Source organism: Enterobacter sp. MGH 38 (assembly GCF_000492855.1).
GTDB classification, from domain to species: domain Bacteria; phylum Pseudomonadota; class Gammaproteobacteria; order Enterobacterales; family Enterobacteriaceae; genus Enterobacter; species Enterobacter hormaechei_C.
The window spans coordinates 1,339,005-1,359,775 of the sequence record NZ_KI535607.1 but is presented as its reverse complement, the minus strand read 5'-3'; the positions used below and the strand labels follow the sequence as shown (position 1 = coordinate 1,359,775).

The 20,771-nt window shown below is 53.4% G+C and carries 20 protein-coding genes; 16 read left to right on the top strand and 4 right to left on the bottom strand.

The features are described from left to right. Entirely contained in the window at positions 1 to 933 is a 933-nt protein-coding gene (locus L384_RS14500; RefSeq protein WP_003860850.1) for a divergent polysaccharide deacetylase family protein, read from the top strand. Positions 934 to 944: 11 nt separating this feature from the next. Here L384_RS14500 and L384_RS14505 read toward each other — a convergent pair whose 3' ends face one another. Further along, positions 945 to 1,745 carry a glycosyltransferase family 2 protein gene (locus tag L384_RS14505; protein ID WP_023323978.1) on the bottom strand — a complete coding sequence of 267 codons (801 nt, stop codon included), beginning with the start codon at positions 1,743 to 1,745 and terminating at the stop codon, positions 945 to 947. Positions 1,746 to 1,950: 205 nt separating this feature from the next. Between L384_RS14505 and L384_RS14510 the strand changes: the two genes are divergently transcribed. Together L384_RS14510 and L384_RS14515 are read left to right on the top strand one after the other, a co-directional pair. Further along, complete coding sequence (locus L384_RS14510; RefSeq protein WP_023323977.1) at positions 1,951 to 3,156, top strand: glycosyltransferase; 1,206 nt, start codon at positions 1,951 to 1,953, stop codon at positions 3,154 to 3,156. 15 nt (positions 3,157 to 3,171) lie between these two features. After that, on the top strand, positions 3,172 to 4,086 hold the full coding sequence (locus tag L384_RS14515; protein ID WP_023323976.1) for a hypothetical protein: 915 nt from the start codon (positions 3,172 to 3,174) through the stop codon (positions 4,084 to 4,086). A gap of 27 nt (positions 4,087 to 4,113) precedes the next feature. Here the strand turns inward: L384_RS14515 and tdh are convergent, their stop codons facing one another. Together tdh and kbl are read right to left on the bottom strand one after the other, a co-directional pair. After that, the gene (gene tdh, locus L384_RS14520) at positions 4,114 to 5,142 is read right to left on the bottom strand and encodes an L-threonine 3-dehydrogenase (RefSeq protein WP_017383610.1); all 1,029 of its coding nucleotides are present in this window, start codon (positions 5,140 to 5,142) and stop codon (positions 4,114 to 4,116) included. A 9-nt stretch (positions 5,143 to 5,151) separates the two neighbouring features. Next, on the bottom strand, positions 5,152 to 6,348 hold the full coding sequence (kbl, locus tag L384_RS14525) for a glycine C-acetyltransferase (RefSeq protein ID WP_023315172.1): 1,197 nt from the start codon (positions 6,346 to 6,348) through the stop codon (positions 5,152 to 5,154). Between the two features lie 213 nt (positions 6,349 to 6,561). Here kbl and rfaD point away from each other — a divergent pair, with 213 nt between their 5' ends. From rfaD to L384_RS14555, 6 genes are read left to right on the top strand one after another with little or no spacing between them, the layout of a single operon-like run. Beyond that, on the top strand, positions 6,562 to 7,494 hold the full coding sequence (rfaD, locus tag L384_RS14530) for an ADP-glyceromanno-heptose 6-epimerase (RefSeq protein ID WP_003860858.1): 933 nt from the start codon (positions 6,562 to 6,564) through the stop codon (positions 7,492 to 7,494). 2 nt (positions 7,495 to 7,496) lie between these two features. Then, positions 7,497 to 8,543, top strand: coding sequence for an ADP-heptose--LPS heptosyltransferase RfaF (gene rfaF / locus L384_RS14535; protein WP_003860863.1), 1,047 nt, complete (start codon positions 7,497 to 7,499; stop codon positions 8,541 to 8,543). Positions 8,544 to 8,546: 3 nt separating this feature from the next. Then, positions 8,547 to 9,530, top strand: coding sequence for a lipopolysaccharide heptosyltransferase RfaC (rfaC, locus tag L384_RS14540; RefSeq protein WP_022646632.1), 984 nt, complete (start codon positions 8,547 to 8,549; stop codon positions 9,528 to 9,530). 3 nt (positions 9,531 to 9,533) lie between these two features. Then, a complete protein-coding gene (locus L384_RS14545) occupies positions 9,534 to 10,643 on the top strand; it encodes a glycosyltransferase family 9 protein (protein ID WP_023323975.1) in 1,110 nt (369 codons plus the stop codon). Positions 10,644 to 10,648: 5 nt separating this feature from the next. Further along, a complete protein-coding gene (locus L384_RS14550) occupies positions 10,649 to 11,548 on the top strand; it encodes a glycosyltransferase family 2 protein (RefSeq protein WP_022650152.1) in 900 nt (299 codons plus the stop codon). Beyond that, positions 11,536 to 12,747 (top strand): O-antigen ligase family protein, encoded by a 1,212-nt coding sequence (locus L384_RS14555; RefSeq protein WP_023323974.1) that lies wholly within the window; start codon positions 11,536 to 11,538, stop codon positions 12,745 to 12,747. Before L384_RS14550 ends, L384_RS14555 begins: the two co-directional genes overlap by 13 nt. A 26-nt stretch (positions 12,748 to 12,773) precedes the next feature. Here the strand turns inward: L384_RS14555 and L384_RS14560 are convergent, their stop codons facing one another. Further along, a complete protein-coding gene (locus L384_RS14560; protein ID WP_022650150.1) occupies positions 12,774 to 13,727 on the bottom strand; it encodes a polysaccharide deacetylase family protein in 954 nt (317 codons plus the stop codon). A 150-nt stretch (positions 13,728 to 13,877) separates the two neighbouring features. Here L384_RS14560 and rfaQ point away from each other — a divergent pair, with 150 nt between their 5' ends. The 7 genes from rfaQ to coaD all read left to right on the top strand — a co-directional run bounded on the left by rfaQ (position 13,878) and on the right by coaD (position 20,770). Next, on the top strand, positions 13,878 to 14,948 hold the full coding sequence (gene rfaQ, locus L384_RS14565) for a putative lipopolysaccharide heptosyltransferase III (RefSeq protein WP_003860870.1): 1,071 nt from the start codon (positions 13,878 to 13,880) through the stop codon (positions 14,946 to 14,948). After that, the gene (locus L384_RS14570) at positions 14,945 to 16,072 is read left to right on the top strand and encodes a glycosyltransferase family 4 protein (RefSeq protein WP_023315168.1); all 1,128 of its coding nucleotides are present in this window, start codon (positions 14,945 to 14,947) and stop codon (positions 16,070 to 16,072) included. The genes rfaQ and L384_RS14570 overlap by 4 nt, the downstream gene beginning before the upstream one ends. A gap of 2 nt (positions 16,073 to 16,074) precedes the next feature. After that, positions 16,075 to 17,175: a glycosyltransferase gene (locus L384_RS14575; protein WP_023323973.1), complete on the top strand. Its 1,101-nt coding sequence runs from the start codon at positions 16,075 to 16,077 to the stop codon at positions 17,173 to 17,175. 11 nt (positions 17,176 to 17,186) lie between these two features. After that, positions 17,187 to 18,176, top strand: coding sequence for a glycosyltransferase (locus L384_RS14580; RefSeq protein ID WP_023323972.1), 990 nt, complete (start codon positions 17,187 to 17,189; stop codon positions 18,174 to 18,176). 66 nt (positions 18,177 to 18,242) lie between these two features. Then, positions 18,243 to 19,517 (top strand): lipid IV(A) 3-deoxy-D-manno-octulosonic acid transferase, encoded by a 1,275-nt coding sequence (waaA, locus tag L384_RS14585; protein WP_003860874.1) that lies wholly within the window; start codon positions 18,243 to 18,245, stop codon positions 19,515 to 19,517. Further along, positions 19,517 to 20,287 carry a glycosyltransferase family 2 protein gene (locus tag L384_RS14590; protein WP_003860875.1) on the top strand — a complete coding sequence of 257 codons (771 nt, stop codon included), beginning with the start codon at positions 19,517 to 19,519 and terminating at the stop codon, positions 20,285 to 20,287. The genes waaA and L384_RS14590 overlap by 1 nt, the downstream gene beginning before the upstream one ends. 3 nt (positions 20,288 to 20,290) lie before the next feature. After that, positions 20,291 to 20,770, top strand: a complete 480-nt coding sequence (gene coaD, locus L384_RS14595; protein WP_023315165.1) for a pantetheine-phosphate adenylyltransferase — start codon at positions 20,291 to 20,293, stop codon at positions 20,768 to 20,770. The last annotated feature ends 1 nt before the right edge of the window (position 20,771 follow it).

The window sequence follows — 20,771 nt, the reverse complement described above, 5'->3', positions numbered from 1 at the left end:
TTGCTTCAATTTCGTCGAATTGTTGTTTCCGTAGTCAGCGCACTGGCGCTGGCTGCACCGGTTTATGCAGGCAAACTCGCGATTGTGATTGATGACTTCGGTTATCGACCACACTATGAAAATCAGGTGCTGGCGATGCCGTCAGCCATCTCTGTCGCCGTCCTGCCTAATGCGCCTCACGCGCATGAAATGGCGACCAAAGCTCACAATGGCGGCCATCAGGTCCTTATCCATCTGCCGATGGCCCCCCTCAGCAAGCAGCCGCTGGAAAAAGATACCCTGCGCCCGGACATGAGCAGCGACGAGATCGATCGCATCATCCGCGATGCGTACAATAAAGTGCCGTATGCCGTGGGTCTGAATAACCATATGGGCAGCGCGATGACCTCCAGCCTGTACGGTATGCTGAAAGTGATGCAGGCGCTGGAGCGTTACAACCTCTATTTCCTCGACAGCATGACCATCGGCAACAGCCAGGCGATGCGTGCCGCTCAGGGAACGGGCGTGAAAGTCATCAAGCGCAAAGTATTCCTGGATGACTCCCAGAACGAAGCGGATATCCGCGTCCAGTTCAACCGCGCGGTACAGCTGGCGCGCCGTAACGGTTCGGCGATTGCCATTGGGCATCCGCATCCGTCTACCGTTCGCGTTTTGCAGCAAATGTTGCCGGGCTTACCCGCCGATATCACGCTGGTGCGTCCGAGCGATCTGCTCAATGAACCTCAGGTGGATACTTCTCGTCCGGGTAGCGCGCAACCACCCGCAACGCGGCCACGTAATCCATTCCGCGGCGTGAAGAACTGCACGCTGAAACAGCCGCCTGAACCGGTCTATGCAACCCGCTTCTTCACGGTGATTGGCGAAAGCATCAGCAGCAGTACGCTGGTTAAATACGTCCAGCAACAGTGGCAGGGTTGGGGAAAAAAAGCCTGATCGGCTAACGCCTATTCTGCCAGATAAGAGTCCGACTGCTCTTTTGCAACGGACTCTTTCTTTTCCCGATTCTGATACCAGGCCTTGAAATACTTCAAAAAACTGTACGCCGTGGCATAAAACCCTGTCACCACACCCACTTTGCCCTGACGCCAGGCACCACTAAACAGATACCATTTGAAAAATGCGCCGATAGCGCTGATCGCTCCGCGACCAAGAGAGGGACGTATCGTCTGATATTGAACCAGGCGAGTGGTATATCCGTTTAATTTATTGAAAAGTTCATGCAGTGAATAAAATGTATCATGTCTGACATAGCCAGGAATACGTTCAGAATGGAGAAAACCTTCGACCTGATCGTCTACTGGCCGGTTATTAAATCGCGACTGCGTACGGTTAAAAAGACGCACCGGATAATCCGGTGATGAGACGGGATAAATCGTTCGGACATTTTCTCCCAGAACAAACCAGTGACGACATATCCGCCACGCCATATCCGGTTCGGGTTCATCGCCCATTTTTAATTTTAAAATAGCATCAACGGTTTCTTGATCGAGTATTTCGTCGCTGTCCATGCACAGCACCCAGTCGTTGTGTGCATGGGATACGGCATGGTTCATCTGCTCGCCGTGCCAGCTATATTTTTTGAATATGGCCGACAATCCATAACTCTGGCAAATATATATCGTTGCGTCTGTACTTCCGGAATCAACTACAACGAATTCATCCGCTATTTTTAAAAGAGGAGGAATAACATCGTGCAACGTTCTTTCGGAGTTAAACGTTAATAAGCAGACCGTTATTTTAAACATTTTCTCACTCTCTCAATAACAACATAAATACTTTCGCTAATAGTATCTAATTGAGAAGAGGCGATTAAAGTCTTAAATCACACTTTTAAAATAAGCGCGTTTAAAACGTTTTCTTATAAAAAGACAAAGAAATACAAAAAATCTATTTTATTTCAACAAATTCTTTATAATGCGGTCAGATGAAGGGTAGCATACGGATTCAGACATGCCGCAAAAACGTAAAATCCTCCTCCTGGACACGGGCAAAGAATGGGGGGGAGGTACCAACAGTATGCTTGAGCTTCTGAAGCGAATCAACCGCGAAAAATTCGACATTACTTGTTGTTTTTACAGTGATTATAGTCGTGCTGAAGGTGAAACGATAGGCCAGGTGCTCAATAGCATTGGGATACCTCTACTCGTTATCCCTCAACGTAAGCAACCGGCATGGGCAAAACTCCTGAAAGAAGCGGGACGTGGTCTGCTGTTTTTCTCGCGTTCGGCGCGCAAAGCATTTACGCGACATATCGATACCCTGTGGCGCATTCGCCCCAACGTCAGCAAGATCGAGACCATTTTCAGGGAAGGTGGTTTCGATACGCTGTATATGAACAACCAGCCAGGCTCTAACGAAGAAGGGTATCTGGCGGGTGCAAACCTGCATGCGCGGATAATCCAGCACTGCCGGATTGAACCGGTGCTGACCCCGCCGCTGGTGAAGCTGGTGAATGCCCATGCCACAAAAATCATCGCCGTCTCGCACGGCGTTGAACGTGTGCTACTTCAGCATGGCGTCCGGCCAGCGCTGTGTACCACGGTCAACAATGCCATCGACATCCACCAGCCTTTGCCCGACCGACGCGCGATGCGCCAGCGCCTGAACATTGATGATGACACGTTTGTGTTCGGCAGCGTTGGCTCGTTAATCCCTCGCAAGGCCAACCATCACACGCTGGAGGCGCTGGCCCAGTTCAACCAGAGGCACCCGCAGGCAAAATGGAAGATGGTGCTGGTCGGTGAAGGGGCTGAGCGCGGCGCGCTGACGGCACAGGCTGACGCGCTGGGGATTGCTGAACACGTGATTTTTACCGGTTTCCAGAACACGCCTTTTGACTACCTTGCTACCTTTGACGCGTTTATTCTGGCCTCGAAGAGCGAAGGTCTGCCGCGCGTCGTGCTGGAGGCAATGCTGCTGAACATCCCAGTGATTGGTTCAAAAGTGACCGGCACGGCAGAATTGATCGATCATGAGTCGACCGGCCTGCTGTTTCCGTGGAGCGACGTGTCGCAACTTGCTCAACATCTGGATAATATCTGGCAGGATCCTGCTCTGCGCGCCCGGCTCGCCGCTGCCGCACACCAGAATGTCTGCAACATGTATGCCATTGAAAGCTATGTTAACGGTGTCGAGGCCGTTCTTGGCGCGCAATAACCAAACGAGAAGAACATGTTTAAATTCCTGAATGCTCGCTACCGCCACATTACCGGGCGTCATAACATTCCCTACGCTTCCCTTCCGGTCACGCGCGATCTCGTTGCGGTTGATTCCATCGTGATCCCTTGTACGGGCGCGGATTTCGTCGAAGAGGCGTTATTATCAGCGACCTTTGCAGAGCGTTACGCCACCGACGTCAGCGAGATTGTTATCGTCAGCGATCAGCCTGAATCCGCTTTTGGCGAACTGCCGCCAAAAACCCGCGTTGTGACCCTCACGCCGCCAAAACGTGAAGAGGGGTACCGCTATAAGCAGATCTACCTCAGTCGTCTGGTGAAGCTTAATGCTCCGCTTCAGGCGCGCGGTGAAGGGGTGCTGATGATCGACTCCGATCTCAACCTGCTGAAGATGCCCCAGATCAACATGACCGATATGCACATCTACTCCAGCTTCCGTCAGGGCAAAATGATTGCCAAGCTGGACGGCGCCCCCGCAGAAAAAGTGCCGGCCTATTACAAAGAAACGGTGCGCCCGTATCTGGTCGATCACGTTAACGGCGCGTTTCTTGCGGCCACCAAAAAGACCTGGCGCCGTATCTGCCCGCTGTGGCTGACGCTGTTCCAGGATACCTGGGAGCTGATGGACGATACGCAGCCGCCGACCGATCAGCTGCCGCTCGCTGCGCTGCTGGACATGCTGGATGTAAAAACGGTTAACCTGGGCGACTGGATGAACTGGCCGGTCTCCAAGAAGATCGGCGGTCAGGAAGCCGTTGTGCCGAAAGAGGTGATTGGCGCGCACGGTGGTTTCCCGCTTTCCGAGTGGCAGAAGTATCTGGAATCGCCGGATAACAAACTGCTGTTCAAAGGTCAGGACTACACCCGCAAGGTGCGTTACCTGACGGACGAAGAGAAAAAGAATCAGTAAAATAAGGGGCCGCTGGCCCCTTTTTCATTATTTATCCCAGCTCAGGATCACTTTCCCTGACTGGCCGGAACGCATCGCGTCAAAGCCCTGCTGGAACTCATCGATGGAGAAACGGTGAGTGATAATCGGGGACAGATCCAGACCAGACTGGATCAGCGCGGCCATCTTGTACCAGGTCTCAAACATCTCGCGGCCATAGATGCCCTTAATGAATAGCCCCTTGAAGATGACTTTGTTCCAGTCGATGGACATATCTGACGGCGGAATACCCAGCATCGCGATACGACCACCGTGGTTCATGGTGTCGAGCATGGTGCGGAACGCGGGTGGCGCGCCGGACATCTCCAGACCCACGTCAAAGCCTTCGGTCATGCCCAGCTCTTCCATCACGTCGGTCAGGCTCTCTTTCGAGACATCCACCGCGCGGGTGACGCCCATTTTGCGCGCCAGCGACAGGCGGTATTCGTTCACGTCGGTGATCACCACGTTGCGCGCACCCACATGCTTCGCCACGGCTGCCGCCATAATACCGATGGGGCCTGCGCCGGAGACCAGCACGTCTTCCCCCACCAGGTCGAAGGAGAGCGCCGTATGTACCGCGTTGCCGAACGGGTCGAAGATGGAGGCCAGATCGTCAGAGATATTGTCCGGGATTTTGAACGCGTTAAACGCCGGGATCACCAGGTATTCCGCGAAGCAGCCCGGACGGTTCACGCCCACGCCGACGGTGTTGCGGCACAGGTGGGTACGCCCACCGCGACAGTTGCGGCAGTGACCACAGGTAATGTGGCCTTCACCGGAGACGCGGTCGCCAATGTTGAAGCCTTTCACTTCCTGGCCGATGCCGACTACTTCGCCGACATATTCGTGGCCGACTACCATTGGCACGGGAATAGTTTTTTGCGACCACTGGTCCCAGTTGTAGATGTGAACGTCAGTACCGCAGATGGCGGTTTTACGAATTTTGATCAGCAGATCGTTATGACCGACTTCCGGCTCCGGTACGTCGGTCATCCAAATCCCTTCTTCCGCTTTCAGTTTGGATAACGCTTTCATCACACGTCCTCAGGCAATTACGCCCAGCTGTTTGCCGATGCGGGTAAAGGCTTCCACCGCACGTTCAATTTGTTCAGGCGAGTGCGCCGCAGACATCTGGGTGCGGATACGCGCCTGACCTTTTGGTACCACCGGGAAGAAGAACCCGGTCACGTAAATCCCTTCTTTCTGAAGCTCACGAGCAAATTGCTGTGCGACAACCGCGTCACCCAGCATCACCGGAATGATCGCGTGGTCAGCACCGGCCAGGGTGAACCCTGCTGCGCTCATTTTTTCACGGAACAGGCGGGCGTTAGCCCACAGACGCTCGCGCAGTTCAGCTCCTGATTCCACCATCTCCAGCACTTTAATAGAGGCAGCCACAATCGCCGGCGCCAGGGAGTTGGAGAACAGGTACGGGCGGGAGCGCTGACGCAGCCACTCAACCACCTCTTTACGCGCAGCGGTATAACCGCCAGACGCGCCGCCGAGCGCTTTGCCCAGCGTACCGGTGATGATGTCCACGCGGCCCATTACGTCACAGTATTCGTGGGAGCCGCGACCGTTTTCGCCGACAAAGCCAACCGCGTGAGAGTCATCCACCATCACCAGCGCGTCGTATTTATCCGCCAGATCGCACACGCCCTTCAGGTTGGCGATCACGCCATCCATGGAGAACACGCCGTCGGTGGCGATCAGCACGTGGCGGGCACCGGCTTCACGGGCCTCTTTCAGGCGGGCTTCCAGCTCAACCATGTCGTTGTTGGCGTAGCGGAAACGCTTCGCTTTACACAGGCGAACACCGTCGATGATGGAGGCGTGGTTCAGGGCGTCGGAGATAATCGCATCTTCTGCGCCGAGCAGGGTTTCAAACAGACCGCCGTTGGCGTCGAAGCAGGATGAGTACAGAATCGCGTCTTCCATTCCGAGGAAGTTCGCCAGCTTTTGCTCAAGCTGCTTGTGGCTGTCCTGGGTACCGCAGATAAAGCGAACGGAGGCCATACCGAAACCGTGGGTGTCCATGCCGTTTTTCGCCGCGGCAATCAGCTCAGGGTGATTCGCAAGACCTAAGTAGTTGTTCGCGCAAAAGTTGATCACATGGCTGCCGTCGGCAACGGTGATGTCCGCCTGCTGGGCAGACGTGATAATACGCTCTTCTTTGAACAACCCTTCCGCACGTGCGGTCTCGAGGTCGCTGTTTAACTGTTTGTAAAAATCACCACGCATTGCAATTCTCCAGACTCGGCAAATTTTGGCACATATTACCCAAACCAATAGTTCATGACGAGATGACGCAGTATCTCTTCTCGTTTTTGCAGCATAAATCACGCGTACCCCTGCTGCATATCGGTGAATGGCTGAAGCCTGAGCATTGTGATGATATGATAAAGAGATTAGCGTTCGGGATATTCCCCGACTCATACTTCAAAGGTTACAGTTATGATCATCGTTACTGGCGGCGCGGGCTTTATCGGCAGCAATATTGTTAAGGCCCTCAATGACAAAGGCATCACCGACATTCTGGTGGTGGACAACCTGAAAGACGGCACCAAGTTCGTGAACCTGGTGGATCTGAACATCGCTGACTACATGGATAAAGAAGACTTCCTTATCCAGATTATGGCGGGTGAAGAGTTCGGCGAGATCGAAGCCATCTTCCACGAAGGTGCATGCTCCTCCACCACCGAGTGGGACGGCAAGTACATGATGGATAACAACTATCAGTACTCCAAAGAGCTCCTCCACTACTGCCTGGAGCGTGAAATTCCGTTCCTGTACGCCTCTTCCGCGGCAACCTACGGTGGGCGCACTTCAGATTTCATCGAATCCCGCGAATATGAGCAGCCGCTGAACGTCTACGGTTACTCCAAATTCCTGTTTGATGAGTACGTGCGTCAGATCCTGCCTGAAGCGAACTCGCAAATTGTCGGCTTCCGCTACTTCAACGTCTACGGGCCGCGCGAAGGCCACAAAGGCAGCATGGCGAGCGTGGCGTTCCACCTGAACACCCAGTTAAATAACGGCGAAAGCCCGAAACTGTTCGAAGGCAGCGACGGCTTCAAGCGTGACTTCGTCTACGTGGGCGACGTGGCGGCAGTGAACCTGTGGTTCCTGGAAAATGGCGTGTCCGGCATTTTCAACCTGGGCACCGGCCGCGCGGAATCCTTCCAGGCGGTGGCAGACGCGACGCTGGCGTACCATAAGAAAGGCAGCATCGAGTACATTCCATTCCCGGATAAGCTGAAAGGCCGCTACCAGGCATTCACTCAGGCGGACCTGACTAACCTGCGCGCCGCAGGCTATGACAAGCCGTTCAAGACCGTTGCCGAAGGCGTAACGGAATATATGGCCTGGCTGAACCGCGACGCATAAGTATGAAAATTCTGGTGATCGGCCCGTCATGGGTGGGCGACATGATGATGTCGCAAAGTCTCTATCGCACGCTCAAGGCGCGTTATCCCCAGGCGATAATCGACGTGATGGCACCCGCATGGTGCCGTCCGCTGTTATCGCGTATGCCGGAAGTGAACGAGGCGATCCCGATGCCGCTCGGCCACGGGGCGCTGGAAATCGGTGAACGCCGCAAACTCGGCCACAGCCTGCGCGAGAAACGCTATGACCGCGCCTACGTGCTGCCTAACTCCTTCAAATCTGCCCTTGTGCCCTTCTTTGCGGGCATCCCGCATCGTACCGGCTGGCGCGGTGAAATGCGCTACGGCCTGCTGAACGATGCCCGTGTGCTGGATAAAGAGGCCTGGCCGCTGATGGTCGAGCGCTACGTGGCGCTGGCCTACGACAAAGGCGTGATGCGCAGCGCGAAAGATCTGCCGCAGCCGCTGCTGTGGCCGCAGCTCCAGGTAAGCGATGGGGAGAAATCCCACACCTGTAACGCATTTGGCATTTCGTCCGAACGCCCGATGATTGGGTTCTGCCCTGGCGCGGAGTTTGGTCCGGCAAAACGCTGGCCGCACTATCACTATGCAGAGCTGGCGAAACAGCTTATCGATGAAGGCTATCAGATTGTGCTGTTTGGCTCGGCGAAAGATCATGAGGCGGGCAATGAAATTCTCGCCACGCTCAGTACCGAGCAACAGGCCTGGTGCCGAAACCTGGCCGGGGAAACGCAGCTCGAGCAGGCGGTTATTTTGATTGCCGCCTGTAAAGCCGTGGTGACGAACGACTCCGGTTTAATGCACGTCGCCGCCGCGCTGGATCGTCCCCTGGTTGCGCTGTATGGCCCAAGCAGCCCGGACTTCACGCCGCCGCTGTCGCACAAGGCGCGCGTGATCCGTTTAATCACCGGCTACCACAAGGTGCGTAAAGGCGATGCCGCAGAAGGCTATCATCAGAGCCTGATCGACATCACGCCGCAGCGCGTCCTTGAAGAACTCAACGCATTGCTGTTGAGCGAAGAAGGATAACGGATGCGGGTATTGATCGTTAAAACCTCCTCAATGGGTGATGTTCTGCATACGCTGCCGTCGCTGACGGACGCCATGCGGGCCATTCCCGGCATCCGTTTTGACTGGGTGGTGGAAGAAGGCTTCGCGCAGATCCCCACCTGGCATGAAGCGGTTGATCGCGTGATCCCGGTGGCCATTCGCCGCTGGCGCAAAGCGTGGTTCTCCGCACCGATTAAAGCCGAACGCAAAGCCTTCCGCGAAGCGGTGCAGGCCCGGCGTTACGACGCGATCGTCGACGCCCAGGGGCTGGTGAAAAGCGCCGCGCTGGTCACGCGTCTGGCGCACGGCGTAAAGCACGGCATGGACTGGCAAACCGCCCGCGAACCGCTGGCGAGCCTGTTCTATAACCGTCGACACCATATTGCGAAACAACAGCACGCCGTGGAGCGCACCCGCGAGCTGTTCGCGAAAAGCCTGGGCTATGCAAAACCTGAAGCCCAGGGTGACTACGCTATTGCACAGCATTTTTTGCGCGAGACGGAGGAGCATGCCGAGCCGTATCTGGTGTTCCTGCATGCCACAACGCGCGACGATAAGCACTGGCCGGAAACGCACTGGCGAAGGCTGATTGAACTAATGCAACCTTGCGGTATCCATATTAAACTCCCGTGGGGCGCTGAACATGAGCGTCAGCGTGCGGAGCGTCTGGCAGCCGGTTTTTCCCATGTCGAGGTGTTACCCAAACTCACGCTGGCGCAAGTTGCCGCACAGCTGGCGGGCGCAAACGCCGTCGTTTCTGTGGATACAGGGTTAAGCCATTTAACCGCCGCACTGGATCGACCTAATATCACGATTTTCGGCCCGACCGATCCGGGGTTGATCGGGGGTTACGGTAAAAACCAGCATCAGATGGTCAGCCCTACGCAACAAACGAAGGATATTAGCGCAGATGCTATTTTTTCATTTTTACAGGGCAGCCATCGGCTTTCCAACAGGGATATTTAACCCATGAGTTATGTATTTCTGCTGATTTTACTCTTTCCGGTGAAACTCATCCGGAAGCTGTTTCGAAAGGACACGGGCAAGAACCTTGTCATTCAAACAGCCAAAATCGGTGACTTTATTAATGCGACGCCTCTTCTGGCCTGGCTGCAAAAAAGCGATGTGTTGATCAGTCGCAGCGTTGGCGCGCTGGCGAAGCATGATGAGACTATCGAGCAGATCTATTTTATTGAGCAGCATAAGCGCAACCTGTGGCGTAAACTGTGCTTCGCGTGCAGGATCATGAACCGCTACGACAACGTCTACCTGCTACAGCCCAACAGCGTGAACCTCTTTTTTGCCGCCGTCTGCAATGCCAAAAACAAACAATTTTTAAGCATTTACACGCGCAGGTGGTATCACGGGATTTTCTATCTCGCGGCCGAAGGTACCGTTGAGCATGGCAAAAAAACGCTTTCGGTGACGAACTACCTGAAACTGGCCGACCGCTCGCTCACATGGCAAGACTCTCCCAAGCACGCCACAAAGCCGCTCTTCAAGCCGACGACCTGGCCGGCTATTCTTGATAAACCTGACGTTATCCGCATCGGCATCAGTATTGCGGCAGGCAATAAAGCCAAAACCGTCCCTCCGGTTATCTGGAAGCGGATTGTTGATCAACTCGCTGATTTACCCTGCGAGTTTTATGTCTTCGGCGCGCCAAACGAACAGTCGTGGATGGATGATATCACCCGCCTTTACGGTGAAATCCCTAATTTTATTAATCTTATTGGCAAAATTTCGCTAGAAGAGCTTCCCTGGGCCATTTCAAAGATGGACTGCTATATCGCGTCTGACTCGGGGAATGTCTATATCGCAGACGCCGTCGGCGTGCCGGTGGTCCTGCTGTTTGGACCGTGTTGTCATTACGAACAGCGTCCGCTTGGCAATGTGATGCTGATCGGGAATGACGACAACATTTGTTCTTATGTGTTTGAAACGCGCTATTACTTCCCGCAAGAACGGGAAGCGCTATTCTCTGTCACTGACTCCGCGTTACACGATCTTCAGCAGTTTGTCCGTACATTACCCAAAGCCCGCTCACTGGCTAGCGCTACCGACGCTCAAGGAAACTAATTTTTATGGCTTTTTTAAGCGTCATTATTGCTGCGCATAACGCTGAAGCTACGCTGCACGCCACGCTTTCAAGCCTGCTGGCAGCAATCGGTCAGGACACTGAAGTCATTATTTTCAATGACAGTTCTGAGGATGCCACGCAGGCAATAATTGAAGAGTGGTCGCCGAAATTTCCTCAGATCATCACGCGCACCGTGAACTTTCGTAACGTAGGCCGGGTACGAAACAGCGCTGTCGCGCTGGCATCGGGAGAGTATATTACGATGCTCGACAGTGACGATTGCTTAAAGCCGGGCAGCCTCGGGGACGCAATAGCCTTCCTGAAAGCGCAACGTCCGGATATGTTACTGACACGTTTGCTTGAGATTCGCGATCCCCGGAAAATGACTTCAGACTGGCAGGGATTTAATCCTGTGCCATTGCCACGAAATGAAGCAGTCGCTCGTTTCTTACGCCATAAAGACTTTCAGGCACATCTCATTGGCCAGTTTATTCATCGTAGCCTGTACGAGAGTAACCCTATTCCTCCGATGTTATGTTATGAGGATTTCGCTGTCTTCCCTGGAATGCTGATGCAATCGAACAAAATAGTCTATCAACGCCAGGGGCATTATTATTACATCAAGCGTCGCGACAGTTTGTCGAGCACTCTGGACGCCAGCAAAATTTCAACGCTTGTCGAATGCACGTTACAGATGGAAAGAACATTTCCGTCAAGCTACAAGCATCTCGTCAATTGCCACTGGTTTGATATTTACAGCAACCATCGGTCCTGTCTTACAGACCAACAATTGCAGCTCGTGAAACAACGCGTAAAGGCCATGTATACATTGTCTTTTTTCCTCTCCACCGATGTTCGTTTTAGCTATAAAAAAAGGGTTATTGAGGCATTATGGAAAAAATAAAACCACGGCTCTATCAACTGACGATCGCTTTGAGCCTCATCTCTTTGATACTGGCTTTAGTCAGTTCAGGGAAGCAAAGAGAGTTTTTCTATATTGCTATTTACGTCAGTATTATTGGCCTGGCTTTCGAATATAAAAAAATCACTCTGAGACCTTTTACTATAGCGCTGCCCATTCTGCTGATTGGATTACTTAACCTCGGCTGGTATTTACTCTATGAGTATCATAACGAGGGACTCAACCTTTACAGCGACTATCTCGGTGCCAGCAAAAAATTAATTTTAGCGAGTATCCTGATTTTCTATATTGACCGCTTTAAGTTTTATATCGATAAGGACACCTTCAGGAAATTTTTCTTCTTCGCAACGGCCTTAGGATTTGTGCTCGCCACAGGGTATGGCTTGTGGCAGGCCTCACAAGGTATGACTCGCGTTGAGATGGCAATTAACCGTGCCACCGTTTCAGCCTATGTTTATTCTGTCCTGTCACTGGCTTTCGTATACAGTCTTTACCTTCAACAGAACGTGAAGCTGTATGTTGTTGCGGGCTTCACTATATTAATCTCTTACTTCGTCATACTGTTGACGGGGACCCGTGCTGCGATGGGTTTATATCTGCTTCTGGCAATTGTGCTCACGCTTTATCATTTCAGAAAGATTCATCTTAAATCAGCCCTCATCTTTCTATGCATTGTTGCAGGCGTTGTAATCGTGAGCTACAAGCCATTGATTTCGCCGAAAATAAAACAAACCCAACATGAGGTTGAACGTTATCAACAAGGTTTTGACCGCACGTCATTGGGCGCACGTTTTTCGATGTGGACTGTCGGGATCGAGAATGGTCTTGCGCATCCGTTAGGGCAATCGCTGGAACAGCGTGAAGCGTGGACGCGGCAGTATATTAAAGACGGACATCCGCACCTTGGCAGTGCACTCGAATACATCAAAGTTCATCTGCATAATGAATTTATTGAGAAATACTCTTTGCAGGGGATCCCCGGCGTAGCGGTAATGCTCTTTTTCTTCGTTTCGATGATTGCGTATGCCCTACGAAACAGAAACGCGCTGCTGCTAACGTCAATGCTTCTTTTGCTTTTGTATGGACTGACGGATGTCATACTGCTCAGTTCAGAAGCCTTAATCTTCTTTATGATTTTGTTTGCGTTAAGTACACCTTTCTCACAAACAAAGCAGCAATAATAAATATGCCCGCCTGGCGGGCATAACTATTTTTTGTACTGGTAAAACTCCGCAAGCGTCATCCCCACGGTCTTATCTGATAACCAGGTAAAGAGCTGCTCCAGATCCTGATACAGTCCCTCAATCGCGGCCTGGTCTTTAAAAGTAGGGCTGCCGCCAGGCATAAATTCCGACGAATGCAGCATGAACTCTACGTAGTCATTCCCCTGAGCCAGGCACTGCTGCGCAACCTTAATCATCTCCTGCGCGTTACCGCCGGACGGGCGTAACCAGTTAACTGACGGAGAACGGTATTTACCGCGCAGACGATCGTAACCCTGCTTCAGGGAATTCAGCCATGCCGGGTGTTTATACTGGATACTCATCGGCACTTCGAGGAGAGGGCTGTTTCCCGGCCGGGAAATGTCGTCTACGTCCAAAAAATAGGCGCGATCGGGAAAATGCTGGTAATTCGTTCCGCCATTACCCTGCGGGGCACCTTTCGCGTTGCGCCAGTTCACGCGCGGCGTAACGGAACAATCTACCTGATACCCCAGCTCAATCAGCAACCGGGCGTAACGGCTGTCGAATGCCCAGCGCCCGGCGCGATGGCTGAGCATTTTTGTCTGGAAAGTCTCTTCCAGTAAGCGGGTCATGAACAGCACTTTCTCACGCATGACCTCGTCTGAAAACTCAATCAGATAAGGCTGCCAGCGCCAGTCATCACCGGTCAGATCGTGCTCCGGAGGGCTATTCCAGGCATGGAGATGCATTCCCACCTCACCCTGGCCGCGGGCTATGACCTCTTTCGCGAACTCAATGAATACCGGTTCGACGGCCATCTCGTAGTTGGTCAGCCAGACGGGCTTAAAGCCGAAGCGTTCACAAAGCGCCTGAAACCGCGCCAGGTAGCGCGCGTTTTCCGTTTTGATCACCCGGTGGTTCTGCCAGAGATTATCCCCTTCGGTATCGATCGTGATGATAAACGCTGGTTTTTTCATAATAAGTCCGCAAGACAAAATAGTTAGCGCTATGTTACGCACGCCCGAAAGCAGGAGTAAACCCTTCCAGGGAAATTCCTGACATTATGGAGAATGAGTGCAAGTCGTTACCAGGTCTATTAGAATTGCCAATAGTACAACGCCGATAAGATGATGATGAATAACTTACCTGACACGCCTGATTTGCGCATTTTACTGATCAAACTTCGCCATCATGGCGACATGTTACTCACCACCCCCGTCATCAATTCATTACGCCAGAAATGGCCTGAAGCCCAAATCGACGTGCTTCTCTATGAAGAGACGCGAGACATGCTCGCCGCGCATCCGGCAATCGGGACGATCTATGGTATCGATCGTAAATGGAAGCAGCTGGGGACGCTGAAGCACCTGCAAAAAGAGTGGCAGTTGCTTCGTGCTTTACGCGCTCAGCATTATCATCTGGTGATCAATCTTGCCGATCAGTGGCGCAGCGCGATTGTTACCCGCTTCACCGGCGCACCGGTTCGGCTCGGGTTCGCTTTTAACAAGCGCAAGAATGCCTTCTGGCGTTTTTGTCACAGTGAACTGGTCTCGGTCGCCAGCCATCAGTCGCTGCACACCGTTGAACAAAATCTCTCCATACTGTCAGCGCTGCCGGTAATGGCCAACCCTACCGTCACCATGGCTTACAGCGCGGATGACTGGCGCCATGCTCACCAAAAGCTGACACAAAAGGGCGTGGGAGACCGCTACATCGTTATTCAACCCACGTCACGCTGGTTCTTTAAGTGCTGGGACGAAGGCAAAATGGCGCAAACTATCGCCGCGTTGCAGCAGGACGGCCACACTATCGTCCTTACGGCGGGACCGGATAAGAAAGAGCTGGCGATGATTGACCGCATTCTTGCCGCCTCCCCGCAGACGGGTGTTGTATCGCTGGCAGGGCAGTTAACCCTGCGCCAGCTGGCCTCGCTAATCGATCACGCGATCCTGTTCATTGGCGTTGACTCCGTACCCATGCACATGGCCGCCGCCCTTCAGACGCCCTGCGTGGCGCTGTTTGGCCCGTCAAAATTGACGTTCTGGTCGCCATGGCAGGTTAACGGCGAGGTCATCTGGGCAGGTAACTACGGCCCGCTTCCCAACCCTGACGCCATTGATACAAAAACGACGGAACGTTATCTCGACGCCATCCCCGTTGATGCTGTCGTCTCCGCCGCAAGGAGATACCTGCAATGAAGCTTCATCGTCTGGCCATTGTGCGCCAAAAATATCGTCCGGATGGAGGAGCAGAACGTTTTGTCTCCAGGGCACTTACCGCGCTGAGCAATCAAAATCTTGAGCTCAACGTCATCACCCGCGAGTGGCAGGGCGAAAAGCAGGACGACTGGCATATTCATATTTGCGATCCACGAAAGTGGGGCCGCATCAGCCGTGAGCGCGGCTTTGCACACGCCGCACGCGCGCTGTGGCAGCAACAGCAGTTTGATATTGTCCAGAGCCACGAACGTATTCCGGGCTGCGATATTTACCGCGCCGGGGATGGTGTACATCGACGCTGGCTGCTACAGCGTACGCGTATTCTTCCCGCCTGGCGTGCGAAGCTGCTTATGCACGATCGTTATCACCGCTACGTGATGAACGCAGAACGTGAAATGTACCAGGCTCCCGAGTTGAAAGCCGTTATCTGTAATGCGGAGATGATCAAACGCGAAATCGTCGAAGACTTTGATATTGACGCAAAAAAGATACATGTGATTTATAATTCAATAGATTCCAGCCGCTTCGTTCCGGCAGAAGAGAGACAACGCGCTGTACTGCGTCAGCAATTTGGCTTACCCGCTGATGCCGTCATTTTCTGCTTCGTGGGTTCAGGGTTTGAACGCAAGGGGCTGGCAAGCGCTATTCGGGCTATAGCAGGAACATCGGCGTGGCTGGTTGTGGTCGGTCAGGATAAAGCGGAAAGCCGTTATCGCGACCTCGCCCGTTCATTAGGCTGTGAGGGGCAAATCCGTTTTCTGGGGATGCAAAAAGAGACGCTGCCATTTTATCAGCTTTCTGATGGTTTACTGCTGCCGACGCTGTATGATCCTTTCCCTAACGTCATACTTGAAGCAATGGCCTGTGGATTGCCCGTCATTACGTCAGAGAGTTGCGGTGGTTCAGAATTTATTGAGCAAGGCCAGAACGGGTTTTACTGTGATGCACTTGATATCCACACATTGAAGGAGGCCGTCATGTCCATCCCTTCACTGGAAAAAAATAATAATATGGGGCTTGCGGCGCGTGAACGCGTCAGAGAAGCAACCCCTGAAAAACTATCAAGTCAGCTTATTTCGCTTTATCAAAAATTACTGGATTAATAATGCGCATCCTAATGATTATTGATGGTTTACCCGGTGGAGGAGCCGAAAAAACGGTTCTCACCCTCTCCAGCGGACTGACAGAACTGGGGCATCAGGTCACCCTTTTCTCCTTACGGAAGGTGTGCGACTACGCCATTCCGGAAGGCATCGATTTTCAGATTGTGCAGGATACCTGTAAAAAACCCTGGCGGAAGCTGACCGAGATCCCGCGTCGCGCCCGTTTGCTGGATCGCGCCATCGAGAATGCAGAACGCAGCGGTAAATTTGACGTCGTGTTCTCGCATCTGCATAAAACCGACCGTATCGTGGCGCACAGCCGCGTGCTGGATCGGGATAAGGTCTGGTTCTGCGTTCACGGGATGTTCTCCTTCTCCTATTTGCGCCATCGCAGCGGGCTTTCTCGCTGGTTTAAGCATTATAAAATTCGGCATACCTATGAAAACCGCAACGTGGTGGCGGTTTCCGGCGCCGTGCTGCACGACCTCTCTCAAGTACTCGCGATCCCCCTGCGGCGCAAAGCGGTTATCCATAACCCCTTTGATATCCCTGAAATTCAGCGTCTGGCGGAAGCGCCCTTTGAGATGCAGGGGCAGGATTACATTATCCACGTTGGCCGTTTTCATGAACACAAACGTCACGACCGGCTGCTGCGGGCGTTTGCGCTGAGCAAGATCGACGCATCGCTGGTGTTGATGGGCAAAGGTTCTGACGCGAAAATAAACCAGCTTAAACAGCTTGCCGCTAAGCTGGGAATTGAAAACAAGATCGTCTTCCGCCCGTTCGAAACCAACCCCTACCCGTGGATCAAAGGGGCACGCCTTTTAGTGTTAAGTTCCGACTGCGAAGGTTTTGGTAATGTACTGGTAGAGTCCATTATCTGTCAGACCCCACCGGTGAGTACAAACTGCCCTGGCGGTCCTGCTGAGATCCTTACTGGCCCCCTGGCGCGAGGTCTGACAGCGTTAACCGACGAATCACTGGCGAAAACACTGGCAGAATTGTATGCCTCTCCGCCAGTTGTTGATCGCGAAACGATCGCATCGTTCGGTATTAACGCCATTTGCCAGCAATACATTGCTTTGGTCGACAACCAAAAATAATCAGGTTTCATATGCAAAATTCAGCGCCTTTATTAAGCGTGGTGGTTGCCGTTTATAACGGTGAAGCTTTTCTCGATCAGTTCTTTACCTGCCTTGTAAATCAACACATCGACAGTATGGAAGTCATCATCGTGAATGACGGCTCCACTGACCGCTCGATGCAAATTGTCGAAAAATGGCGCGAAAAGCTGCCACAGATGCAGGTTATTGAACAACCTAATCAGGGCGTGTCCATCGCGCGTAATACCGGCCTGGCGGTTGCGACCGGGCAGTATCTCTCTTTCCCGGATATTGATGATGTCTTCAAACCCGGCATGTACCAGCGTCTGCTGGATATGGCCGTCACGCAGAACCTGGATGTCGCCACCTGCAATGGCAACTACGTCTGGGAAAATAACAAAAAACCGTCTCGCCCTATCTTCCCTGAAGATAAGCTCGCCTCGACGGGCGTCATGAATGGTGCGGTATGGTTAAAAAAGGCGCTAGATTCACGTAAGTTCCTGCATGTGACCTGGCTGAATATCTATCGTCACGATTTTATTCGTCAGCACGGCTTCCGTTTCGAGCCTGGCCTGCGCCATCAGGATATTCCGTGGACGACTGAGGTGCTGCTTGCCGCGGAACGCGTTCAGTACACCAGCGAACGCTTTTACGACTACTACATTCACTCCGCCTCGGTATCGCACACCCCGGATAATGACGACACGCTGATTCGCTCTGCGCGCCATTACATGAAGATACTGAAGATGCTTGATGCCATTAACCAGCGCTACCCGGATAAAGTGAAAAATATCCCGGCCTGCCACTGGCAAATCGCCAAAGAGGGTCTGGGAATTATTCATACCTTCGACAACATGAAGGATGAGGCGAAGAAAGCAATGATAATCAAAGAGTTCTTCGACACCGGGATCTGGAAGCTCATCTGGAAAAGTGCCAAAAGCCCGCGTTTGCGCTGGCGCCTGGGCCGACGCTACTTCCGTTTAAAACGGTATCTGGCATAAGAGATAGCTTTAGCACGCTTAAATGCTTAGAATTTCCCGGCCGAAACTAAAAAAACGGATAATCGCTTGGAATTGTTGTATACCGCCCTGCTCTACATCATTCAGCCACTGGTTTGGCTGCGACTGTTGCTTCGTAGCCGTAAAGCGCCTGCGTACCGTAAACGCTGGGCCGAACGCTATGGCTACTGCCGCAATAAAGTGGCGCCGGACGGTATTCTGCTGCATTCCGTGTCAGTCGGGGAAACGCTGGCCGCCATTCCACTGGTGCGTGCCCTGCGCCACCGTTATCCGTCACTGCCCATCACCGTCACCACGATGACGCCAACCGGCTCAGAGCGCGTGATGTCTGCCTTCGGTAAAGACGTGCATCACGTCTACCTGCCGTACGATCTCCCCTGCGCCATGAACCGTTTCCTGAATACCGTGCGCCCTAAACTGGTGATCGTCATGGAAACCGAACTGTGGCCGAATATGATTTCCGCCCTGCATGCCCGTAAAATTCCTTTGGTTATCGCCAACGCGCGTCTGTCGGAACGCTCGGCTAAAGGGTACGGCAAGCTGGGTAAATTTATGCGTCGCCTGCTCAGCAAAATCACGCTGATCGCCGCGCAGAACGAAGAAGATGCCGCGCGCTTTATCGCCCTAGGTCTGAAGCGCAACCAGCTTGCGGTCACGGGTAGCCTGAAGTTCGATATTTCCGTCACCCCTGAACTCGCCGCCCGTGCGGTAACGCTGCGTCGTCAGTGGGCGCCGCGTCGCCAGGTCTGGATTGCCACCAGCACCCATGACGGCGAAGAAGCCATTATCCTTCAGGCTCACCGCCAGCTGCTGGAAAAATTCCCTGATTTACTGCTGATTCTGGTTCCTCGCCATCCGGAGCGTTTTAAAGATGCCCGCGAGATGGTGCAAAAAGGCGGTTTCAGCTTTACCCTGCGCAGCAGCGGCGAAATCCCCTCTGGCAGCACGCAGGTGGTGATTGGCGATACGATGGGCGAACTGATGCTGCTGTACGGCATTGCAGACCTCGCCTTTGTTGGAGGTAGCCTGGTGGAGCGAGGTGGTCATAACCCGCTGGAGCCGGCAGCCCACGCCATTCCCGTGCTGATGGGTCCACACACGTTTAACTTCAAAGATATCTGCGCGAAATTGCAGCAAGCCGATGGCTTAATCACCGTGACCGATGCGGACTCGGTGGTCAAAGAGGTCTCAACCCTTCTGACTGACGAAGATTACCGCCTGTGGTACGGTCGTCACGCCGTTGAAGTCCTGCATCAGAACCAGGGCGCACTGACCCGTCTGCTGCAACTTCTGCAACCTTATCTGCCGCAGCGGAGCCACTAATGTCAACGCGTCTGTCGGTCGTGATGATCGCCAAAAACGCCGCCGACCTGCTTCCGGATTGCCTGGCCTCTGTTGCCTGGGCTGACGAAATCGTCATTCTCGACTCCGGAAGTACGGACAATACGGCGGACGTTGCCCGTGCAGCCGGGGCAAAAGTCTTTACCGACACCGACTGGCAGGGCTACGGTATTCAGCGTCAGCGTGCGCAGGGTTACGCCACGGGCGATTACGTGTTGATGATCGATACCGATGAGCGCGTCACCCCAGAACTCCGACAGGCCATTCAAACGGTGCTTGCCGCGCCACAGCCTGGCGCGGTCTACAGTATCGCGCGTCGTAACTATTTCCTGGGCCGCTTTATGCGCCACAGCGGCTGGTACCCCGACCGCGTGATGCGCCTCTATGCCCGCGAGCGTTATCAGTACAACGATAACCTGGTCCATGAGTCTCTGGCCTGCGATAACGCTCAGGTCATCCCCCTGACGGGCGATCTGCTTCATCTGACCTGCCGCGATTTCGCCAGCTTCCAGCGTAAACAGCTGAACTATGCCACCGCCTGGGCACAGGAGCGGCATGCGCGCGGCAAGAAGGCCACGCTGACCGGCATCTTCACCCACACGCTGGGCGCGTTTCTGAAAACGCTGCTGCTGCGTGGCGGCGTGCTGGACGGCAAACAGGGCTGGTTACTGGCCGTAGTGAATGCCCAGTATACTTTTAACAAATACACCGAGCTGTGGGCGCTGAACCGCGGCTACTCAGAGAAAACGTGAGCCATGAGCACAAAAGCGATTTATCCGGGTACCTTCGATCCGATCACTAACGGTCATCTTGATATCATCACCCGTGCGGCGTGTATGTTCGACAAGGTGATTCTGGCCATTGCCGCCAGCCCGAGCAAAAAGCCGATGTTCGACCTGAACGAACGCGTGCAGCTTGCCACCGATGCGATTTCGCATCTGTCGAATGTTGAGGTCGTCGGATTCAGCGACTTGATGGCAAACTTTGCCCGTGACCGGCATGCCAATATCCTGATCCGCGGTCTTCGCGCGGTAGCAGACTTCGAATATGAGATGCAGCTGGCACACATGAACCGCCATCTGATGCCGGAGCTGGAGAGCGTATTCCTGATGCCCTCCAAAGAGTGGTCCTTCATCTCTTCTTCGCTGGTGAAAGAGGTGGCGCGCCATCATGGGGACGTTACCCACTTCCTGCCGGTTAACGTCCACCAGGCGTTGATGGAAAAGCTAAAGTAAC

Coding starts and splice junctions, on each gene's coding strand:
- L384_RS14505 (WP_023323978.1), bottom strand. CDS start 1,745: ATGTTTAAAATAACGGTCTGCTTATTAACGTTTAACTCCGAAAGAACG.
- L384_RS14510 (WP_023323977.1), top strand. CDS start 1,951: ATGCCGCAAAAACGTAAAATCCTCCTCCTGGACACGGGCAAAGAATGG.
- L384_RS14515 (WP_023323976.1), top strand. CDS start 3,172: ATGTTTAAATTCCTGAATGCTCGCTACCGCCACATTACCGGGCGTCAT.
- tdh (WP_017383610.1), bottom strand. CDS start 5,142: ATGAAAGCGTTATCCAAACTGAAAGCGGAAGAAGGGATTTGGATGACC.
- kbl (WP_023315172.1), bottom strand. CDS start 6,348: ATGCGTGGTGATTTTTACAAACAGTTAAACAGCGACCTCGAGACCGCA.
- rfaD (WP_003860858.1), top strand. CDS start 6,562: ATGATCATCGTTACTGGCGGCGCGGGCTTTATCGGCAGCAATATTGTT.
- rfaF (WP_003860863.1), top strand. CDS start 7,497: ATGAAAATTCTGGTGATCGGCCCGTCATGGGTGGGCGACATGATGATG.
- rfaC (WP_022646632.1), top strand. CDS start 8,547: ATGCGGGTATTGATCGTTAAAACCTCCTCAATGGGTGATGTTCTGCAT.
- L384_RS14545 (WP_023323975.1), top strand. CDS start 9,534: ATGAGTTATGTATTTCTGCTGATTTTACTCTTTCCGGTGAAACTCATC.
- L384_RS14550 (WP_022650152.1), top strand. CDS start 10,649: ATGGCTTTTTTAAGCGTCATTATTGCTGCGCATAACGCTGAAGCTACG.
- L384_RS14555 (WP_023323974.1), top strand. CDS start 11,536: ATGGAAAAAATAAAACCACGGCTCTATCAACTGACGATCGCTTTGAGC.
- L384_RS14560 (WP_022650150.1), bottom strand. CDS start 13,727: ATGAAAAAACCAGCGTTTATCATCACGATCGATACCGAAGGGGATAAT.
- rfaQ (WP_003860870.1), top strand. CDS start 13,878: ATGATGATGAATAACTTACCTGACACGCCTGATTTGCGCATTTTACTG.
- L384_RS14570 (WP_023315168.1), top strand. CDS start 14,945: ATGAAGCTTCATCGTCTGGCCATTGTGCGCCAAAAATATCGTCCGGAT.
- L384_RS14575 (WP_023323973.1), top strand. CDS start 16,075: ATGCGCATCCTAATGATTATTGATGGTTTACCCGGTGGAGGAGCCGAA.
- L384_RS14580 (WP_023323972.1), top strand. CDS start 17,187: ATGCAAAATTCAGCGCCTTTATTAAGCGTGGTGGTTGCCGTTTATAAC.
- L384_RS14590 (WP_003860875.1), top strand. CDS start 19,517: ATGTCAACGCGTCTGTCGGTCGTGATGATCGCCAAAAACGCCGCCGAC.
- coaD (WP_023315165.1), top strand. CDS start 20,291: ATGAGCACAAAAGCGATTTATCCGGGTACCTTCGATCCGATCACTAAC.